We start from the raw sequence: 1,182 nt of genomic DNA, 5'->3' as shown, positions 1-1,182 counted from the left end.
TGTCCGCAAACGCGGGCGCCCCGGCCAGCAGTACCGGAGCGACCGCGCCCGCAGCCATGGATCGGAGCGTGCGACGGCTCACGTCTCCACCTCCTCAGCAGAATCGGATTCGAGCTGATCGGGATGGGCATAGAACGCGCGCCAGATGATGTACTGGCAGCCGTATTCGCCCTTGTCGGTGTACTCCCGGATCACGCGGACGGTTGAGCTATTCGGTTCAGTCGCCAGTTCTCCTCCGGCCTCGACAAGCTGCCCACCCCAACCAATCGGGGCGCACGCACGCTCCATCCGCTGCTCGGGGGTCGATCCGAGGAAGATCCATCCGAGGAAGAACAACACCCCGGCAAAGAAGATCATGTCGAACATCCGGAACATGGGGCGCCCTGCCGTCTTTTCATCGTTGCATTGTAAACTCCGTGTATTGTACCGCAACCGTCAGATCATCGCCACCGAGACAAAGCCCATGAAGTCAACCTCCCACAAGATCGGCGGAATCGCCCTGGGCAGCGCCATCCTCCTCGCCCTCCCGTCCGGAACCGGGGTGATCGCTGCCGCCGGGGCGTACCTGGGGAGCACTGCGCCGGATGCGCTGGAGATTCCCCGCTGGAAGGAGGAAGGGTTCTGGCCCTGGAGTCGCCGCCGGGTCCGGCAGTCGGCCGTTCCGCATAGGACCGTGACCCACTGGCTTCCGGCCTGGGTGCTGCTCGCCCTGGTTGGGGGCTTCCAGGGGTGGCCGATTCTCTGGGGGTTTGCTCTGGGCGGCCTGCTCCACGTCACCCTGGACTGGCTCACTCCGATGGGGATTCCGGTGTGGCGGCCGGACGTGCGGCACAGCCTCCGCCGGGTCACCGGCTCTGGCTCGGAGCTGCTATGGCTCGCTGGCGTCAGCGCGGCAATCGTCGGCACGGGGCTGTCGATCTCGTACCTGATCTAACCCCTTCCCCTCCTGAACCGGCGCGTCTGGCCGAAGGCGAAGCCGGAGGCTCGCGCGCGCACGCGCGCGTGTGTGTGCGTGCGTACACGCCTGCGCCCGCGCACACGCCCGCGCGCGTTACGCGCTCCCTTTGTTCCTTTGCCTTTGGGGTTTACTTTGCCTTTGCCTTTGGGGGTGGTCTAAGTCGTTGTTTCCAAAGGCCGTATAGAGGGAAAAGGGGACAAATACCCCCTTTGGAGGGGACAAAT

At 64.8% G+C, this 1,182-nt stretch carries 2 protein-coding genes; one reads left to right on the top strand and one right to left on the bottom strand.

The window, feature by feature from the left end:
* Positions 1–78 precede the first annotated feature (78 nt).
* Positions 79–357 carry a hypothetical protein gene (locus tag C998_RS0113990; RefSeq protein ID WP_231365020.1) on the bottom strand — a complete coding sequence of 93 codons (279 nt, stop codon included), beginning with the start codon at positions 355–357 and terminating at the stop codon, positions 79–81.
* A 106-nt stretch (positions 358–463) separates the two neighbouring features.
* Here C998_RS0113990 and C998_RS0113985 point away from each other — a divergent pair, with 106 nt between their 5' ends.
* Positions 464–934, top strand: a complete 471-nt coding sequence (locus tag C998_RS0113985; protein ID WP_018871491.1) for a metal-dependent hydrolase — start codon at positions 464–466, stop codon at positions 932–934.
* The last annotated feature ends 248 nt before the right edge of the window (positions 935–1,182 follow it).

This window comes from Thioalkalivibrio sp. ALgr3, from assembly GCF_000377325.1.
Lineage (GTDB): Bacteria > Pseudomonadota > Gammaproteobacteria > Ectothiorhodospirales > Ectothiorhodospiraceae > Thioalkalivibrio.
The sequence above is the reverse complement of the archived record's forward strand: the minus strand, read 5'-3'. Positions and strand labels throughout refer to the sequence as shown.

What these genes read in the sequence shown, in the direction of transcription:
- C998_RS0113990 (WP_231365020.1), bottom strand. Translation starts at nt 357, where the DNA reads ATGATCTTCTTTGCCGGGGTGTTGTTCTTCCTCGGATGGATCTTCCTC.
- C998_RS0113985 (WP_018871491.1), top strand. Translation starts at nt 464, where the DNA reads ATGAAGTCAACCTCCCACAAGATCGGCGGAATCGCCCTGGGCAGCGCC.